The sequence below is a fragment of the Vibrio sp. B172a genome (assembly GCF_030248355.1).
Lineage (GTDB): Bacteria > Pseudomonadota > Gammaproteobacteria > Enterobacterales > Vibrionaceae > Vibrio > Vibrio owensii.
This window is the reverse complement of sequence record NZ_JAHGAC010000013.1, coordinates 58,277-77,132: the sequence shown is the minus strand read 5'-3', so window position 1 is coordinate 77,132 and position 18,856 is coordinate 58,277. Positions and strand designations below refer to the sequence as shown.

Sequence of the window (18,856 nt, the reverse complement as noted above, 5' to 3'; positions counted from 1 at the left end):
CTCAATCGATCCCAATAAAAAAGCCCAACCAAAGTTTGGTTGGGCTTTCCGATCATCCTAGTGCAAGGTTAGGATTCTTTTACCTCTTGAGCAACCAGCTCGTCTTCCTCTTCCAACTTCTCTGGAAGCAGTAGGTTCAGTACGATAGCGGTGATGCCGCCTGCAGCCACGCCGGTTGAGAAAATGCTCTTAATAAACTCAGGCATGAATTGCAGAATTTCTGGTTTTTGTGCAATGCCCAAACCCATTGAGAACGACAACGCCATAATCAGGATTGCGCGGCGATCGAGGTCGACACGAGAGATGATGCGTACGCCCGCTGCGGCAATGGTACCGAACATCACGATAGTTGCGCCGCCCAGCACTGGCTCAGGAATCAGCTGAACAAAGCTTGCCACGCCCGGGAACAGCCCCAGAATCACCAACATGCCTGAGATGAAGTAACCCACGTAACGGCTTGCTACGCCAGTGAGCATGATGATGCCGTTGTTTTGGCTAAAAGTAGAGTTCGGGAAGCTGTTGAATACTGCTGCAATCGCTGAGTTCAGACCGTCAGCTAATACGCCGCCTTTGATGCGTTTCATGTAAACCGGACCTTTCACTGGCTCACCGGAAACTTCAGACGTTGCGGTGATGTCACCAATTGCTTCTAGTGCCGTAATGAAGAAAATCAGAACCAGTGGAATAAACAACGACCAGTCGAAGCTCAAGCCGTATTGCATTGGGATCGGCAGTGCGATGAGGTCAGTTTCGCCCAGTGTTGAGGTGTCGACCATGCCCATGAAGTAAGCCATGACGTAGCCAACCAACATTGCAATCACGATAGAAGCTACGCGTAGGTATGGGTTCTTTGAACGGTTAAGGATTACGATCAAACCAAGTACTGTGCCAGCGAGAGCTAGCTTGTCTAGGCTACCGAAAGAGCCATCGCCCATTGCAGCATAGCCTCCGCCCATTGATACCAAACCCACTTGGATAAGCGTCAGACCGATAAGCGTCACGACGATGCCAGATACCAATGGCGTGATGATGCGGCGTGCGTGTTCTAAAACGCGAGATAGCAGGATTTCTGCAAAAGACGCTACCAAGATAGTACCGAAAATTGCTGCCATCATGGTGTTGATGTCTGCGCCGCCAGCTTTAAGAGAAAGACCCGCACCAATGATTGGACCAAGGAAATTAAAGCTGGTGCCCTGCACTGAAAGCAAACCAGACCCGATAGGACCAAAGGTACGAATTTGAATAAAGGAAGACACGCCAGATGCAAACAGCGACATGCTGATGATGGTGTTAGTTTGGTCAGCAGGCACGCCCAAAGACTGACAAATGATCAGAGAAGGGGTAATAACGGCTACGAACATCGCCAATAAGTGCTGAAGTGCAGCAAAAATGGTCTGAGGTAGTGGTGGACGATCGTTTAACTGATAGACCAGTTCCGAAGTTCGGTTTGAAGTTGTCATGTTTGTCTCGCTAGTCGCAATAATTCTTGCCCCAGAGCTCGCTGAATGGGAGTGCTGGGTGGAGTTGACGTTATGACCTGTGATTGCTGTTAATCAGTGTCAACTCAGGTTGGTTTGATGTGACAAGGTGCACACCATAAATTTTGAGCGCGATTATAGAGGGATTTATTCAAAAAGCAAACGTTTGCTTTGAGCTAAAAAGAAAAGGCGAACTAAATTGCTCGCCTTAATCTCTTATGCTTTGGAATAAATGTCACGCTCACCTAACCAACGGTCAATAATTGCTGTCGCATTCGTTGGGTAGTTGTCATGAATGTAACGTGCAATGCGTTGAACTTCCGGAATTAAGCGCTGATCTCGCACTAAGTCGGCAATTTTAAAATCTGCCAAGCCAGTTTGTTTGGTACCAAGAAGCTCACCCGGTCCACGAATCTCTAAGTCTTTCTGTGCAATCACGAAGCCGTCGTTGCTTTCACGTAATACGCCTAAACGTTTTTGGGCGGTTTTTGATAGTGGTGAGTGATACAGCAACACACAATGGCTCGCCACTGAACCTCGACCAACACGACCTCTCAACTGGTGCAACTGAGCTAAACCCAAGCGCTCTGGGTTCTCGATGATCATCAAACTGGAATTGGGCACGTCCACGCCCACTTCAATCACCGTAGTTGCGACCAGCAAATGCAGCTTGTTGTCTTTGAAATCCTGCATCACCGCTTGCTTCTCAGCGGGCTTCATTCGTCCGTGCACTAGACCAATTTTTACGTCAGGCAGTTTACGTTGCAGCTCTTCTGCAGTGTCGGCAGCAGCTTGAGCCTCCAAAACTTCGGACTCATCAATCAAGGTGCATACCCAATACGCTTGTTTGCCTTCGTTTAAGCAGGCATTGCGTACTCGTTCGACGATATCATCGCGCTTAGTGTCTGGAATTGCGACTGTCTGGATTGGTGTTCGACCTGGAGGTAATTCATCAATCACCGACGTTTCTAAGTCAGCATAAGCTGTCATGGCTAACGTTCGCGGAATCGGCGTTGCTGTCATGATGAGCTGATGTGGATAAGCGCCTTGTTTCGCGCCTTTCTCACGCAGCTCTAAGCGCTGGTGGACACCAAAGCGGTGCTGTTCATCAATAATAACCAAAGCAAGGTGATGAAACTCAACATGCTCTTGGAAAAGGGCGTGAGTGCCCACGACCATTTTCGCTTCACCACTGGCAATACGCTCCAATTCGGCTTCTTTGGCTTTACCTTTCAATTTACCCGCAAGCCAACCGACCTGAATGCCCATTTTCTCAAACCAATTGGCGAAGTTAATCGCGTGCTGTTCGGCGAGCAGTTCGGTCGGTGCCATTAAAGCGACTTGATAGCCGTGTTCAATGGCTCTGACTGCTGCGAGTGCCGCAACTAAAGTTTTTCCCGAGCCTACGTCGCCTTGAACAAGGCGCATCATTGGGTGCGTTTTTTCTAAGTCAGCTTCAATTTCATTAACGACTCGTGCTTGAGCATTGGTCGGTGAGAAAGGTAATTGAGCCAGTAACTGCTTTTTCAGCGAGTCACACGACGCCAAAGGTAATGCAACGTCTTGTTGCCCTTTGCTGCGCACTGCCAACATAGAGAGGTTCTGCGCCAGTAACTCTTCCATGATCAACCGAATTTGAGCAGGGTGTTTACCTTCATCAAACTCATCCAAATTAATGGTTGGAGGCGGTCGATGAATCGTATGCAGCGCTTGCGACATGGTGATCTGGTGATCGTACAAACCGGAAGGCAGCAACTCTTGTACAGCAGCTTTATCGAGGAGTGATAAGGCTTGTTCCGTCAGGTTACGCAAAGTGATTTGGCGTAACCCATCGGTGGTTGGATAAACGGGGGTTAAGCTCTGTTCCACGTCCGGCTTTTGCTCACTTACATAAAACTTGTAGTCAGGGTGAACAATCTCTAAGCCCATACCGCCACGCTTAATTTCGCCGTAAGCGTGTACTAACTTACCATTCGAGAAATTGTTCTTCATCGCGGCAGTAAAGTTAAAAAAGCGTAGGGTAATCGTGCCATTACCGTCGCTGATTTTTACCGTCAGCATTTTGCGTTTGCCGAAAGTGGTATCGACAGCCATGACTTTGCCCTGTACCGCCGCCCAGAGCCCTGCATGCAGTTTGGCGATTGGGTAAATGCGAGTGCGATCTTCGTAACGAAGAGGAAGGTGAAACAGTAGATCTTGAACGCTATGTAAGCCGACTTTGGCGAGTTTTTCTGCGACTTTGGCGCCAACTCCAGACAGAGAGGTTAAAGGAACAGCAGATAACATTTGGGCAGACATAGTGGGCTCAAGAAAATAGTTAACATAGCAGTATGTTAACCACTAAGCTGTGTTTTTGTACAGGATTAAGTTAGAGAAAGGGATATGGGAACGCTTACGCTCCGAGATTCGAGAACGCGGAAACAAACTTAACCAGTGAGGCGAGAAAGAGCCATATCGATTGGTGATATGAGGTTATCTCGAAGCACAGCGTTCTCGCCTCTCGAGTCTATTTATTTCTTCTGCATCTCTTTCCACCATGATTCATCAGCCACAATTTGGCCTTCGTCATCAAGTTGTGGATATTCTAGCCCTTTGCGTTTCGCTACCTTTGCTAAGACTGGATGACCACGCTCAAACAGAATGCGGTTGATGGTCTCTTTTGGCAGTGCGCTTTCATCACGTTCGTACATCCCAGCGGCTTCACGCTGACGCTGTGCTTCATAAAGAATCACAGCACTGGCGACTGAGACATTCAAAGACTGCACCATACCGATCATTGGAATCATGATGTCTTGGTCTGCGAGTTTCTTCGCTTGCTCTGAAGCACCAATTTTTTCGCTACCCAGAATGATTGCCGTTGGCTTGGTGTAGTCGATTTCACGAAAGTCGACTGCGGTGTCTGAAAGATTAGTGACCAGAACTTGCATGCCTTGCGCTTTGAGCTCAGTAATCGCAGTTTCAATCGAATCGTGCGTATCCACTTCAACCCAATTGCGAGCACCTGCTGAGGTGTGGGTCAGTGTGCGCATTTTGTCGGGCCAAATCGCATGAACTTTGTGTAAGCCTGTTGCGTCTGCTGTGCGGATCACGGCAGAAACGTTGTTCGGCTTATGAACTTCTTCAAGGCACAGAGTGAGGTCGGTTTGGCGTGCTTTTAGCACCTGATGGATGCGGTTGTAACGTTCTAAATTCATAATAAATAGGGATATAAAAAAATCGCCACCCAGAGTGTGGGTGGCGATAGAGTTTAGTTCTTTCTTCGTCTGACTCGAGTCGCCTGTGGCATGGTCTTAATCTTACGCATGATGCCAGCAAGGTGAACACGATCTTTGGTGGTTAGCAGAACGGTAACGGTGTACAAGCGACCATCGCGTTCTTCGGTTGAGAGACCGTGAATGTTCGAACCAGTTTTCGAAATCACATTGGTCAATTCCGCTAACGCACCTTGGTTGTTGAGCATATCGACTTTCAGTTCCGCGATGAACTCTTTGTCGTACTCTTCAGACCAAGCGACTGCCATATATTTGTCCGGCTCTTTCTGGTATCCGCGTACGTTTGGACACGTTTCACGGTGAACCACAAGACCACGACCTGGCGATACGTGAGCAATAATGTGGTCATCCGGGATAGGGTGACAACAATTTGCGAAAGTCAGTAGCAGACCTTCTGCACCACGGATTGGCAGTTTCTTGTTAGACTCGTTTGGAATTGAGCTTGTGGTGGTCAATTCATCAGTGTCACCCAATAAGCGACGTGCGATGACGATACTCATCAATTCACCCAAACCAATGGCTGCTAGCAGATCATCGACGCTTTCTAGGCGCAGATCAGTCAGCACTTCTTGGATGTTTTCAGGGTAGATTGAATCAATCGAATGACGACCCAAAGCGTGATTCAGTAGACGACGACCTAAGGTAATCGACTCTTCACGACGCATGGTCTTCAATACTTGACGAATCTTAGTGCGAGCGCGAGAAGTCACGACATAGTTTAACCAAGCCGCGTTTGGACGAGCGCCAGGTGCACTGATGATTTCTACTGTTTGACCGTTCTTCAGTGCCTTACTTAGTGGGTAAGGGTTGCGGTCAACACGAGCACCAACACAAGAGTTACCGACATCAGTATGTACGGCATAGGCAAAGTCGACAGCCGTTGCGCCTAATGGCAATTCAACGATACGACCTTTTGGTGTGAAGACGTAAATCTCATCTGGGAAAAGATCCGATTTTACGTTTTCGATGAATTCGAATGAGTTACCAGCGCTTTGTTGTAGCTCAAGCAGGCTTTGCATCCAACGCTGAGCTTTCACTTGTGCTGTGGTGCCAGACTTGTCGCCCTTGTCTTTGTATGACCAGTGCGCAGCGACACCTTTGTCCGCCATTTGATCCATATCTTCGGTACGAATCTGAACTTCAACAGGCACGCCATGTGGGCCAACCATAGAAGTATGCAGCGATTGGTAGCCGTTCGCTTTTGGTACCGCAATGTAATCTTTCATGCGACCAGGACGCGGCTTATACAAGCTGTGTACTTGGCCTAGAACGCGATAACAAGTATCGGCAGTATCAACAACCACTCGGAAAGCGTAGATATCCATGATGGTGTGGAAACGCTGTTCTTTGGTTTTCATCTTGTTATAGATGGAGAACAGGTTCTTTTCACGACCTAACACGCGCGCATTCAAGCCAACATCTTCGAGTCGACCTTCAATTTCGCTGTGAATACGTTGGATCATCTCTTTACGATTACCACGTGCCGCCCTTACCACTTCTTTTAGAACGCGGTAGCGGTTTGGGTAAAGCGCTTCGAAGCCAAGCTCCTCAAGTTCCGTTTTGATATTGTGAATACCAAGACGGTGAGCCAGTGGCGCATAGATTTCCAGTGTTTCACGAGCAATACGGCGTTTTTTGTCGGGGCGCAGGGCACCTAACGTGCGCATGTTGTGCGTACGGTCAGCCAGTTTGATCAGGATAACGCGGATGTCTTGCACCATCGCCAGAACCATCTTACGGAAGTTCTCGGCTTGAGCCTCTTTCCTATCGCGGAATTTGAGTTTGTCCAGTTTAGATACACCATCAACCAGCTCAGCGACGGTATTGCCGAATTTCTCTTCGAGATCTTCTTTTGTAACGTCACAGTCTTCGATGACGTCATGCAGCAAAGCAGCTTGGAGGGTTTCGATATCGAGGCGCATTTCGGCCAAGATTCGAGCCACAGCGACTGGGTGGATGATGTATGGTTCACCGCTTGAGCGGGTTTGCCCTTCATGGGCATCTCTTGCTACCACATAAGATTGACGCAGAGCCTCAATTTGAGGCTCTGTTAGGTATTCTTGGGCAACGTCTTTGAGGCTATCGAATAGATACAAATTATAGGCCCGGGAGGTTGTTGAATTCTAAAGTCAGAATTAACGGTTGTGAGCGATGCTGCTTACTGCCGCTAGCTCTGCCGCTTCTTGCTCTTGCTGTTCTTGACGTTCACGAGCGTCTAGAACTTCTTTAGTAATTAAACCTTCTTCGATTTCGCGTAGAGCGATAACCGTTGGCTTATCGTTCTCTTCTGGCACTAGTGCATCTTTACCGCCAGTTTGCATTTGACGAGCGCGGCGAGCCGCAATCAGTACTAGGTCGAAACGGTTGCCAACTTTTTCAACAGCGTCTTGAACAGTTACGCGTGCCATGAGGACTCCAAATAGTTAACTAAATTTTGAATGACGAGAAAGTATACAGTCTCAGCGTAATATTTACTAGCGATAAGACGTGCAACAACAATGACTTTCTATATAAGCAATATAAGCTTCCTTACCGTAATAAAGAAGCGAAAATTTGTGTTTCTGCGCAGAATTACTCTGCTAGAAGTGCGTCAAGCATACCTTTATATTTAGCAGCTTGCTTTTCTTCCTTCAATCTTTCCGCACGTAGGATGGCTTTAAAGTCCATCAATGCAGTATCGAAATCGTCGTTTACGATCACATAATCGTACTCGTTGTAATGCGAGATTTCTGACTTTGCTTCTGCCATGCGTTTTGCGATAACGTCATCGCTGTCTTGACCACGAGTGGTTAGGCGGCGCTCAAGTTCGCCATTTGATGGCGGCAAGATAAAGATGCTTTTCGCTTCTGACATTTGTTCGCGGATTTGACGCGCGCCTTGCCAGTCGATGTCTAGGAAAACGTCGATGCCTTTGTTTAGCGTTTCTTCAATCCATACGCGTGATGTGCCGTAGTAGTTACCAAACACTTCTGCGTATTCTAGGAAGTCGCCTTGTGCAATCAGAGCTTTAAACTCTTCTTTTGCGACGAAATGGTAGTGGATACCGTTTTCTTCGCCAGGGCGCATGCCACGAGTAGTATGAGACACAGACACTTTCATTGCGTATGTTGGGTTACGTTCCAACATTGCTGAGATCAAGCTAGATTTACCTGCGCCGCTAGGTGCAGATACGATATAGAGAGTACCTTTGCCCATTGTACTGTTCCACTTTTGGTTGGATTGAGTGAATGCCGAAAAGAAGTCTCGACCTTGTAGTTATGCCAATGATGCTTAACAGCTAGATTGGTATAACGATAGCACTGACGTTGATGATTTCTCCACCAAACCACTCAGGATTGGTGATAAACCCGCCAGAAAAAATGGAGGCGAAGAGTATCATGAACTCCCTGTGGTTGCTAGCCGATCTTTTTGATCTTTGACGTGTGGGATGACTTCTCTCTCTATATATAGAGGCGAAAAAAGGGGAAGCTTTCACTTCCCCAGGCGTGCGACTGACTCACACTTAATCTTCGGAGCAACTTTAGCGTTGCACGTTACTGCTTTTCAGTGACTAGCCTTGTGACTCTAAGAAGTTTATCCAAGGGCTCACCGTAGGCTTGAAGGTTGGTGATTTTGCCGCCCCTTTCATTGCCTGCAGTGCTTTTTGAGGTTGTTTAAGCTCGAAGAAAGCCATACCACGTATGTATTCGAGTTCTGCTTGTTGCTCCCTCGTCGCATTTGAGGATGCTTTTTGAGCAAATTTTGTTGCTTGTGAATACTGTTTATCTTGAATCATTAAGCGAGCAATCTGAATCTGGGTTTTTGCTGATGGTGCCATCTCATACGATTTCTTGTATGCAATGATCGATTCGTCTAGCTCTTTCGCTTGCTGCCAAAAACTTGCTAAGCGGTCGTAATTCGCCTTTGTTTTCTCGATATTTCCAGAAGCCATCTCTTTTTCAAGCGTTTTAGCTGCTTTATAAGGAATGCCTTGGTATGCCAAGAAGTTAACAAGTCTCAAGTACTCTTTTTCGCCTTCGAGCTTACCCATTTTATATACAGCTTCTAGGGCTGCTAAAGAGTTACGCTCTTGGCCAAGCTCCATATATACGCCGGAAAGCTGCATCCAATAACGCTTTTTCTCTGGGTATTTAGAGGTTAGCGTTTTCAGTACGCTTGCAACACTCTTCAGTTGGCCTAGTTCATAGTGAGAAGCGACCAGAATCAAGTACCAAGATTCACTTGGATTCTTCGTCATCGAGATTGCTTTCTTCGTTGGAGGAATTGCATTTCTGTAATCTTCCAATTGAATGTATGCACTAGCTAGAGTGATGTAAGCATGAGCTTGTGGTTTTTCTTTGGTTGTCTCTGCAACTTTAAACCACTCATTCATTGTTTTTACTGATAACTTAAACTTCTCTTCAGCCAAGTATAACTGCGCCAAGCTGTATCGAACTTGCTGAGCAACGGGGACGGGCAGGGCGTCCTGCTTGAGTGCCTCAGCAAAATACTTAGCTGCCTGCGTGTAATTATCCTGTAAAGAATAGAGAAAACCCGTTTGTTGAAGTAGTACTGCTCTGTCGTACTTTTTTGACTTTGTGCTGTTTAAAGCACTAGTAAGCTTCTCTTTCGCAGCTGAGTATTTCTCGGTCGCAATTAACTCTTGTACTTTATTTACGGTACGAAATGTGCGATCCGATAATTGTGGTGCTTCCTTCGCCATTGAAGGAGTGGCAGTTGCCACCCCAACAAGGAGAATTAAAGAAGCCACATTGCTTTTCCATAAACTTTTCATGGTGACTCCTTAGTTGGTTGAAAACTCTATTTCTTGCGACAAGCGCGTGCTAACAGGTTTTCCATCAACCAGTTTTGGTTTGAAAGTCCATTTAGAAACCGTTTTTCTTGCAGCCTTTCCTAGCCCTAAACGACGAGGCTTTTCTTTAAGGACTTTAATATCCTCAACGGCGCCTCTCGCGTTTACTGTGAACTCAAGTAAAACCACGCCTTTCTCAATACCAGCTTTAGCCGCTTTTCTTGGCATTTGGGGTTGGAATGTTGCAAGCGGTGTTGGACCGCCGCTACCAGCCATTTGTGCCCCGCCGCCTTGAGAATAGTGTCCAAGTACTGAACCACCAGTTACGTTAACTGGAAGATCAAGTTTTGGCATGTCCATCGGGATTTGATCCATCACCGGTTTTACCGTTGACGTCACCTTCATTTCTGGAGGTGGTGGCGGACGCTTCGGTGGTGGCGGTTTCGGAAGTTCGCGTTTTTTCTCCTGTATTTTTTCGTCCGGTTTAATGCGAATGAATTCAACCATACGTAGGTCATCATTCGACACTAGCTCGTGGCGCTCTTTGTTTACTAGCTTGTCCATCCCCCAGAACAATCCGAGGGAGACAATGAGCGCCAGTGCAATTGAGGCCAGATACCGCATAGGCTTAATCCTTATTGGTTGCGGCAATGGAGATGCTTTCTACACCTGCCATCTTAATCTGGTCCATAACCTTCACGACTACGCCAGCGTTAGCTTCTGTATCCGCTTGGATAACAACCGCGCCATCTGGGCTTTCTGCACGTAGACGTTCGATGTTGGCACGTACGGCGTCAACTTCAATACGACGTTTATCAACCCAAACATCACCCGCAGCACCGATGGCAACCATGATGTTACCTTTCTTAACGGTTTGCGCTGAGCTCGCCGTCGGACGATTTACTTCAAGACCTGCTTCTTTAACAAACGATGTTGTTACGATAAAGAAGATCAACATGATGAACACGATGTCTAGCATCGGGGTCATATCGATAGCAGCTTCGTCGCTGCTGTCATTGCTATAGCGTCTCTTCATGACCTATACCTCTAATTCCGTTTACTCAGGCAATGTGCTTTAGCTTGTCTTCAAGCTTCTGCGTGGTGACTTTGGCTAAATGATCAAGACGTGTACTAAAGAAAAGTCCTGATAGTGAAGCCACCATTCCCGCTAGTGTTGGGATTGTTGCCTTTGAGATCCCCGAGGCCATTGCTCGAGGGCTTCCTGTTCCTGTTACCGCTAAGATGTCGAATACTTGAATCATGCCGACAACGGTGCCGAGCAAGCCAAGTAGGGGACAAAGTGCAATCAATACTTTGACGATTGGCAGTCCCTTTTTATTCTCAATATCCTGACGAGAAACCATTTCTTGTCGGATCATCTTTGCGTTCCAGCTTTTATGTTCTGAACGCTCTTCCCAAAAACTAACGGCTTTTTTCATTGCTTTGGGAGCGACGGCAGCGAAGTAAAACCAACGTTCTAGTAAGACTGCCCATAACATGAAGCTGAGGATAAAGATGGCGACAAGTACATCACCACCCATTCCCAAGAAGCGCCTAATTGATTCAAGTTCTCCAACTAACCACCACATAACGCCTCCTTAGCTTTCGGCTTTATGCAGTTTTTCCTGATAGCGAGCGATGAAGCCTGCACTCTGTTCTTCAAGAGTTTGAACCAAACGACGACCTTTACTGTGTACGATTGTGTACAGGAACAGCAGAGGAATTGCGACAACCAGACCAAGCATCGTAGTAACAAGTGCTTCTGAGATACCGCCAGCCATTAGCTTCGGATCACCTGTACCAAATAGTGTGATTGCTTGGAACGTACCGATCATACCCATAACCGTACCTAGTAGACCTAGAAGAGGTGCTACAGAAGCGAACAGTTTGATTGAGCTGATAAAGCGTTCAATGCTCGGTGCGTTACGTAGGATGATTTCGTCCAGCTTCGCTTCAAGATCTTCAAGGTTGTCACCTTTATGTTCTTGGTAAGCTTGGATAACTTCACCCAATGGGTTACCAGGGATAACAGTGTCAGATTTCGCTTGTTTGCGCATTTTGCCACCGATAACCAATAGGCGTAGGTAACAAACGAGAGCGATAAGTGCACCAATTGCACCCATACCTAGGATGACGTAACCAACGATACCACCTTGGTCAATACGTTCCTGAACAGTAGGGCTTTGTACTAATAAAGACAGAATCACACCACGAGATGGGTCGATAAACAGTGGTTCGTATGTGCCGTCTGCTGATTCAAAGCCACCCACAAGACGAGTGATGTTTTTGCTTGGTTGACGTGATAGCTCTTCGAACTTACCTGTTTGAGGTACGTAAGTTACGTATTTGCCGTCTGCGATTGCGTTAAACTCACCAACTAGGGTTACGTCACGGACCGCTTCTTTACCTTCGCCGTATACAACGGTTGCTGGTGCTGTTGTTGTATCACCTGAAGCTACGACTTGTTGTAGAATGGTGTGCCAAAACGCTTCAAGTTCTTGCGTTGACGGCAGTTCTTTACTTTCTGCTAGTTTAGACAGCAGAGCATCACGCTCAGGGAAAAGAACGGCGTTTTGCGAAGCGGCAAATAGACCTTTAAACTCACCAGCATACTGGCGAACCACACCAAACATCTCACCTAAAGTACCTGAACGAACGCGCAGTGTTTCAGTCAGTTCAGTTAGCTGCTTGTCGTTTTCATCAAATGTGGCTTTGAGTTCATCACCAAGTGCTTGTTGTGCTGCAAGTTCTGCACGAGCTTTTTCAAGAAGTGCAGCTTGTTGGTCACGGTTGTTTTTGAACTCAGCTTCACGAGCTTTGTTCTCTTTTGATTCAACGATACTTTCTGATTTGACGTTTTTCAGTAGCTCAGATAGGTTCTGTGGCGCTTCAGCTTGTGCACCAGAAATCATGAATAAGCTCGCTAGCAAACCAGCGGCTAGAGTTTTGAATCCTTTCATTTCTTATTCCTCCCCAGCAAATACAGGCAGTTTGATCAGCGCTGGTGGCGCTTGTTTCTTAGCGATACGAAGGCCTTGCTGTACAGCGATACGGTAGTTCTCAGGTAGTGATTCCCATTGACGAGTTTGTTGGTTCCACATGCCTGTTTCACCGCCATCCGGAGATTGGAATAGAAGCGCAGTACGACCAATACGTAGGAAGTCGTAAGTCACGGTTTCACCGTTGCGCTCTAGGCTAGCTTTGTAAGATTCAATTGAGCGAGAGAAGCCTTCTTCGATTTGGTACGCTTCCATCACTTTACGGAATTTCTCTGAAGTTGTTACGTCTGCGCGATCCATTAGGTCACGTAACTCAACGACACGTTTAGTACGTTCTTCTTTTTGGAATGGTAGATCCAGAGTAACGAATTCATCTAGGGCATCGATCATTTTTAGCGTCAGAGGCACAACCTCTGTTGCTGTTTGGTCGATTTGAGCAATCTGGCTGTTCAATGAATCCAGCTCTCCCTGCTGAGATTGAACCATGCGGTTGATTTGCTCGTTGTAGACTTTCATGCTGTCGATCTGACGCAGTAGGCCTTTGTATTCAGCCAACATGCCTTCAGTGCTTTCAGCATAGGTGTCGATTTTTTGTTGTGAAACTTCTGAGGATTTGTTTGCTTTTGCTTGTGTTGAAACAACTGCTCCTGAGTTTGCTGCTAAAGAGCTGCTACTGATCGTGAGCAATGCTGCAGCTATGGCACTAAGGCCAAATTCCTTAAATTTCATGTTGCATCCTTGTCAGTGTTTAAGTCAGTCGAAAAGGGCGCGGAAATTTCCGCGCCAAATAGTTTTTAGAAGTCGTATGATGCTTCGATGTATAGTTGGCGACCGATTGGGTCATCGTAACCACTTGCGTAGAACGGAGATGTGTCGCTTAGAGGATCCGCAGGTGGAACTTTGTCAAAGACGTTAATTGCGCCAAGTGTTACTCGGCCGCTTTCAGTGAACTGGTATGACGCAGTTAGGTTCCAAGTAGTCATACTTGCAATTTCTGCTTTGTAACCAGCATCTTTTGCTGCATCACAGTCGTCGAAGTAGTAGCGGTTTGCAAAGCTTGAACACATACGGTCACGGTATTTACCGAACACGTTTACTGCTACATCTTCGTACGCCCAGCCTAGGTTTAGCGTTGCTGTGTACTCAGGTAGGAAGTCTGTTTCATCAACAACAGGCTCAGCATCGTTTTCTTGGTATTCCGCAACTAGGATCTTTGTAACAGCAAGACGCGAGTTAAAAGAGCCGTACGCATCAGTGTCGTATGCATAAGATACTGCTAGGTCAATACCAGAGCGCTCTTCAAATGCTTGGTTTACAGGGCCGTATGAAACAGATGCGATAGTGTTGTCTGCATTACGAACCACTTCTGTACCAGGGTATTTGCCTGGATCGTTGATTACATCCTGGTAGCTAGGCGCTGTTACGACGTCTTCCATTTTGATGTGGTACCAATCAACCGTTAGACCAAGATCATCAACAGGCTCCCAAGCAAGACCTAAGTTAATGTTGGTACTTGTCTCTTCTTTGAGCTCTGAGTTTGGACCGTTTACTGTATCGAAGTATTGAGTATCACACTCTGGGTACTTGTCTTTGTCTTGAGGACCGCTACCGCCAGCTGCTGCACAAAGAACTGGGTCAAAACCAGAACCAAATCCGCGAGTCTCTTGACCGAATAGACGTTTTAGGTCCGGAGCACGGAAGCCTAGACCGTAGCTACCACGAAGTAGAAGTGTGTCGATTGGACGGTATGCTAGAGCTACTTTAGGAGTGAAAGCACCACCAGTCGCTGAATCATCAAAGTAGTGGTCGTAACGACCTGCGATAGTCATTTCTAGATCTTCAATGATAGGAATCAATGCTTCTACACCAAGACCGATCTGATCACGTTCGCCACCACCAGATGTACCACCAAGGCCAGAGAATCCGCCTGCTGCAGTCGTAGCATCAATACTTTCGTTGTAGTCTGTACGGTTCCACTCACCGTAAACAGCGAAACCAGACATACCCGCAGGAAGTTCTACTAGATCACCAGAAAGTGAGCTGTTAAGAGAGTAAAGTTTTGAGTATGCTTCTTTGGTTGACGTACCTGAGTACTTATTTACAACATCTTGAGAAATCGGACCTAGTAGGTCTACATCACCGTTTTGAACAGCTTCATCTAGAGTTGTGTAAATTGCTGGGTTATCAGTTTCAACTGTTTGTTCAGAGTAACTAGCGTAAACATCCCAATCGTAAGCGTCAGCTAATAAGCCAGTTAGGCCTACTGTTAGGCCGTAAGAATCTGCTTCTGTGTTGCTTTCACGTGGACCAAACTCAACCATTCGACGCGTGTACTCACCTGCACCACGGAAGTGTGTGTCATCAACAACAACGTTGTATGGATTTGGTTCGAACTCAGATTCTGTTGATTTGTAACCAAAACGCGCTTCAGCCATAGCTGTAACATCATCATTCACATCAAGTTCACCACGTACTAGTAGGTCAACTTGTTTGTTTTCTGGCTTCAAAGTTCGGTATGCAGAGCGGTTGAAACCACACTTACCATCAGCACGATCGACACCGTGTTCACCAACGACTTCTTTACATGATGAGCCTACATCTGCCGGCGTTAGATGTGTGCCGTCATCACCGTAAAAGTTAGAACCGTAGCTAGAGTATCCGCTTAGCTGTGAGCGATTTGAAGCATCATTACCCGCCCAGTCGCGATCGGATTGCTTTAGCATTTCGTTGCCCGCGAATTGGCCGACAAACAAGATGCGTTTATCTTCGTAATCTTTACCAGCAACAACATCTAGGCGGCCATTTTGGTAACCTCCGTCTGTTGCATCACCAGCACGAACTTTGACAGAGACGCCATCAAAGTCTTTTTTCAGGATGAAGTTAACAACACCACCGATCGCATCAGAACCGTAGATTGCAGAACCTGAGTCAGTCATAACCTCGACTCTTTCGATAGCTGCCACAGGGATTTGACCAATGTCTTGGAAGTTTGAAGTGCCGTTTTCTGCTAATGGGTATTGAGGTAAGCGACGACCGTCAATCAAAATCAACGTACGAGAAGCCCCAAGGCCACGCAGGTTTACCGATTGAGCTGCAGGAGTGAAAGAGAATGAGTTCGTTTGCGCCATCACACCACCGGTGTTTTGAGTCAAACTATTTAAAACGTCCTGAGCGCTATTGAAACCTTTCGATTCAATATCTTTACTGCTGATTACTGTGACTGGCGATGGACCTTCCATATCCGTCGTGGAGATTCGTGAACCTGTTACCTTCATCTTCTGAAGTTGTTCAACTTGCTGCTCTTCTGCCTGCGCTGCTAGAGGGGCCACTGCTGCCGTCCCCAGTGCAAGGCTGATCGCAACAGATAAAGCGGTTGTGTTTTTATACATCCTTGTTGCTCCGATTATTATTATTCCTATGTCTGGCCATAACGGCCAATTATGACGTTAATATTTCGTTAACGTTCCGAACATGTATACCTGAGATGAAAAAAGGAAGTCAAACCAGTGGTAAACAGAGATAAAGAAATGTAAAAAAGATGTAAAAAACCAAAAGTGACATAAATCACAGAATAATTTACTGCATGACGTTTATAAATTGAGATTAAATTTTAATAAAACACCGTATTTTGTGTTTCTTGTAAAGTCTAATGACTTATATCGCCTATGCTTTTTAAGTGGGCGATTGGCACTGAATTTAAGCATTAATCTAGATAATTGTTCTGATTGAGAGTTTTTATGGAATGCAGGGCATGTTAACTCGATCGCACAAGGTGGTATCAGAATATGATACCCACCGTTATAAAAGGGCTCACTCGTATTTTGAGGTCAAATGGTAGTGGGGGTGTTTTGTCTAATTATTCTGCATATATGCATGTTTATATAGGGTTTTGGCTCTAAAGTGCCTAGATTGATATTCTGTATGAATTGGTTTTGTGGTTTTTTATAATTATTTACAAAAACATTTCTGTTTTTGGACATCGGAGGAAGTTTGTCATGTTTTGGATTCAAACACTTGAAGCTTACTTGGATTCAAGATAAATATGACGCTGAAATTATTGCAGTAGTGGAAAAAACTAGCTTTTGAAACTCAGGGAGTGTGTTTCAACAGCTTTAGTTACTACGGGATAGAGATGCACCATTTTGGGCCGGAATTCTCCTCTCCAAACCCGCCTAATAATGGACAGTAGACAAGGAGCAAGTTGTATATGCTGTCGTACTTTTTACGCCGTTTAGCGTTGGTTATTCCGACGTTTCTCGGGATTACCATTCTTATCTTTGCTATCACTCGATTCGTGCCAGGTGGTCCGGTTGAGCGCATGCTTTCACAAATGCAGGCGCAAGGTGATGGTGCCGCGTCTATGACATCAGCTGGTGGCAACACCGCCTTATCTGATGACCAAATTGCAGAGCTAAACGCTTTTTACGGACTGGATAAGCCCGTGATGGAAGCCTACGTAGAATGGTTAAGCCGTTTGGTGACGTTAGATTTAGGTGAATCGACTCGCTACTACGAGCCTGTATCTGACATGATCGCAGAGCGCTTACCTGTGTCTTTGTTTTATGGCGGAATGACCTTCTTTATCAGTTACTTTATTTCGATTCCGCTCGGCTACTATAAAGCGCTCAAACACGGCTCTGTATTTGACTCCGCTTCTTCTATTCTCATCTTTGTTGGGTACGCACTTCCCGGATACGTGGTTGGCGTCCTACTTATTACCTTGTTCAGTTATCACCTAGAGTGGTTCCCGATGGGGGGCTTTGTCGGAGACGACTTTGATGACTATGAAACCTTCTTCGAGCGCGCAAAAGACATCATGTGGCACGCAGTATTGCCTTTGATCTGTTACCTCATTGGTGACTTCGCAACGCTAACGATGACAATGAAAAATAACCTAATGGAAAACCTGTCATCCGATTACATCCGTACCGCGATTGCTAAAGGTCTGCCATTTAAGAAAGCAGTGCGTAAACATGCTCTGCGTAACAGCTTGATTCCTATTGCCTCTCACTTTGGTAACTCACTGTTGTTCTTCATGACGGGTGCTTTCCTTATCGAAGTAATCTTTAACATTGATGGTATCGGTCTGCTTGGCTATGAATCCATCATGGAGCGCGATTACCCTGTAGTAATGGGCATCGTAGCTATCAACGCGGTATTGCTGCTGATCGGTAATATCATTTCAGATATCTGTGTTGCTTTAGTCGACCCACGTGTGAAGTTTGGAGCGTAATATGATTAAAGTGAGCCCGTTAACTCAAAAGAAAATCCGTCACTTTAAAGAAATCAAACGTGGTTACTGGTCGTTTTTGATCTTATCAACCATGTTGATCCTATCTCTCTTTGCTGAACTGTTGATCAACAGCAAAGCTTTGGTCGTCAAATACGATGGCAGCTATTACTTTCCGGTCGTAAGCGATGTACGTCTAGGTAGCGAGTTTGGTCAAGCGTCTTCAAGTGAGGCCGATTACCGAGAACTACAGAAAGTATTTGAAGCGGAAGGCGGCGATAACTTCGTTATTCTACCGATTGTTCCTTGGAACCCTTACGAGCAAGACTTTAGTGGTGATTTCCCACCGACAGCGCCAAGCGCTGAAGATAAGCACTACCTAGGCACTGATGTGATTGGTCGAGACATCTTAGCTCGATTGGTGTACGGCTTCCGTACTGCGATGGGATTTGCGCTACTTACAATGGCGATCTCGTACGCGATTGGTACTGCTGTTGGCTGTGCGATGGGTTTCTGGGGTGGCAAGTTCGACTTGTTTGTTCAGCGTTTGATCGAGGTCTGGTCAATGGTGCCTTTCTTATACGTCATCATGATCCTCGTCTCGATAGTGCAACCAACCTTTACTCTGTTCGTCGGTATTAACGTACTCTTTGGGTGGATGGGGATGACGTGGTACATGCGTACCATGACCTACAAAGAGTCGGCGCGTGAATACGTAATGGCAGCGCGTGCATTAGGTGCATCGACTGGGCGTATCTTGTTTAACCACATCCTGCCAAACACCATGGTAATGATCGTGACACTCGCACCGTTTACCATTGCAGCCAACATCACCGCTCTGACCGCTCTTGATTACCTAGGTCTTGGTTTGATGCCACCAACGCCAAGTTGGGGGGAGTTACTACAACAAGGTAAGTCAAACTTAGACTCGCCATGGATTGTTTCTTCAGTAGTAAGCTCTATCGTACTGGTATTGGTGATGGTGACCTTCATCGGCGAAGCAATCCGAGCGGCATTCGACCCGAAAAAATTCACACGCTATGTTTAAGCAAGCATTGTGAGCAAAACATAAAAAAGGGAAGTTT

General features: G+C 46.2%; 15 protein-coding genes. 2 read left to right on the top strand and 13 right to left on the bottom strand.

All coding sequences use genetic code 11. From position 1 onward, the window contains the following. Window positions 1-68 precede the first annotated feature (68 nt). The 13 genes from KIT90_RS14240 to KIT90_RS14180 form a co-directional block, all read right to left on the bottom strand. A complete protein-coding gene (locus tag KIT90_RS14240; protein ID WP_054823137.1) occupies window positions 69-1,460 on the bottom strand; it encodes a uracil-xanthine permease family protein in 1,392 nt (463 codons plus the stop codon). A 234-nt stretch (window positions 1,461-1,694) separates the two neighbouring features. Next, the gene (gene recG / locus KIT90_RS14235) at window positions 1,695-3,776 is read right to left on the bottom strand and encodes an ATP-dependent DNA helicase RecG (RefSeq protein ID WP_285377217.1); all 2,082 of its coding nucleotides are present in this window, start codon (window positions 3,774-3,776) and stop codon (window positions 1,695-1,697) included. 212 nt (window positions 3,777-3,988) lie between these two features. Further along, window positions 3,989-4,672 (bottom strand): tRNA (guanosine(18)-2'-O)-methyltransferase TrmH, encoded by a 684-nt coding sequence (gene trmH / locus KIT90_RS14230; protein ID WP_285377216.1) that lies wholly within the window; start codon window positions 4,670-4,672, stop codon window positions 3,989-3,991. A gap of 53 nt (window positions 4,673-4,725) precedes the next feature. Then, window positions 4,726-6,846, bottom strand: a complete 2,121-nt coding sequence (gene spoT, locus KIT90_RS14225) for a bifunctional GTP diphosphokinase/guanosine-3',5'-bis pyrophosphate 3'-pyrophosphohydrolase (RefSeq protein WP_005434453.1) — start codon at window positions 6,844-6,846, stop codon at window positions 4,726-4,728. 39 nt (window positions 6,847-6,885) lie between these two features. Continuing rightward, window positions 6,886-7,158 carry a DNA-directed RNA polymerase subunit omega gene (gene rpoZ / locus KIT90_RS14220; protein ID WP_005379346.1) on the bottom strand — a complete coding sequence of 91 codons (273 nt, stop codon included), beginning with the start codon at window positions 7,156-7,158 and terminating at the stop codon, window positions 6,886-6,888. Window positions 7,159-7,321: 163 nt separating this feature from the next. Further along, entirely contained in the window at window positions 7,322-7,945 is a 624-nt protein-coding gene (gene gmk / locus KIT90_RS14215; RefSeq protein WP_285377215.1) for a guanylate kinase, read from the bottom strand. A gap of 355 nt (window positions 7,946-8,300) precedes the next feature. Beyond that, window positions 8,301-9,524 carry a lipopolysaccharide assembly protein LapB gene (locus KIT90_RS14210; protein WP_285377214.1) on the bottom strand — a complete coding sequence of 408 codons (1,224 nt, stop codon included), beginning with the start codon at window positions 9,522-9,524 and terminating at the stop codon, window positions 8,301-8,303. A gap of 9 nt (window positions 9,525-9,533) precedes the next feature. Continuing rightward, the gene (locus tag KIT90_RS14205) at window positions 9,534-10,166 is read right to left on the bottom strand and encodes an energy transducer TonB (protein WP_010650172.1); all 633 of its coding nucleotides are present in this window, start codon (window positions 10,164-10,166) and stop codon (window positions 9,534-9,536) included. Window positions 10,167-10,170: 4 nt separating this feature from the next. After that, entirely contained in the window at window positions 10,171-10,578 is a 408-nt protein-coding gene (locus KIT90_RS14200; protein ID WP_005430119.1) for a biopolymer transporter ExbD, read from the bottom strand. Window positions 10,579-10,603: 25 nt separating this feature from the next. Then, the gene (locus tag KIT90_RS14195; protein WP_009707952.1) at window positions 10,604-11,131 is read right to left on the bottom strand and encodes a MotA/TolQ/ExbB proton channel family protein; all 528 of its coding nucleotides are present in this window, start codon (window positions 11,129-11,131) and stop codon (window positions 10,604-10,606) included. A gap of 9 nt (window positions 11,132-11,140) precedes the next feature. Further along, entirely contained in the window at window positions 11,141-12,502 is a 1,362-nt protein-coding gene (locus KIT90_RS14190) for a MotA/TolQ/ExbB proton channel family protein (protein WP_005434439.1), read from the bottom strand. A gap of 3 nt (window positions 12,503-12,505) precedes the next feature. Further along, the gene (locus KIT90_RS14185) at window positions 12,506-13,270 is read right to left on the bottom strand and encodes a DUF3450 domain-containing protein (protein ID WP_010650178.1); all 765 of its coding nucleotides are present in this window, start codon (window positions 13,268-13,270) and stop codon (window positions 12,506-12,508) included. A gap of 65 nt (window positions 13,271-13,335) precedes the next feature. Continuing rightward, a complete protein-coding gene (locus tag KIT90_RS14180) occupies window positions 13,336-15,930 on the bottom strand; it encodes a TonB-dependent receptor (protein ID WP_038893796.1) in 2,595 nt (864 codons plus the stop codon). 818 nt (window positions 15,931-16,748) lie between these two features. Between KIT90_RS14180 and KIT90_RS14175 the strand changes: the two genes are divergently transcribed. Together KIT90_RS14175 and KIT90_RS14170 are read left to right on the top strand one after the other, a co-directional pair. Next, on the top strand, window positions 16,749-17,774 hold the full coding sequence (locus KIT90_RS14175) for an ABC transporter permease subunit (RefSeq protein WP_005434432.1): 1,026 nt from the start codon (window positions 16,749-16,751) through the stop codon (window positions 17,772-17,774). A 1-nt stretch (window position 17,775) separates the two neighbouring features. Continuing rightward, window positions 17,776-18,819: an ABC transporter permease gene (locus KIT90_RS14170; RefSeq protein WP_005434430.1), complete on the top strand. Its 1,044-nt coding sequence runs from the start codon at window positions 17,776-17,778 to the stop codon at window positions 18,817-18,819. The last annotated feature ends 37 nt before the right edge of the window (window positions 18,820-18,856 follow it).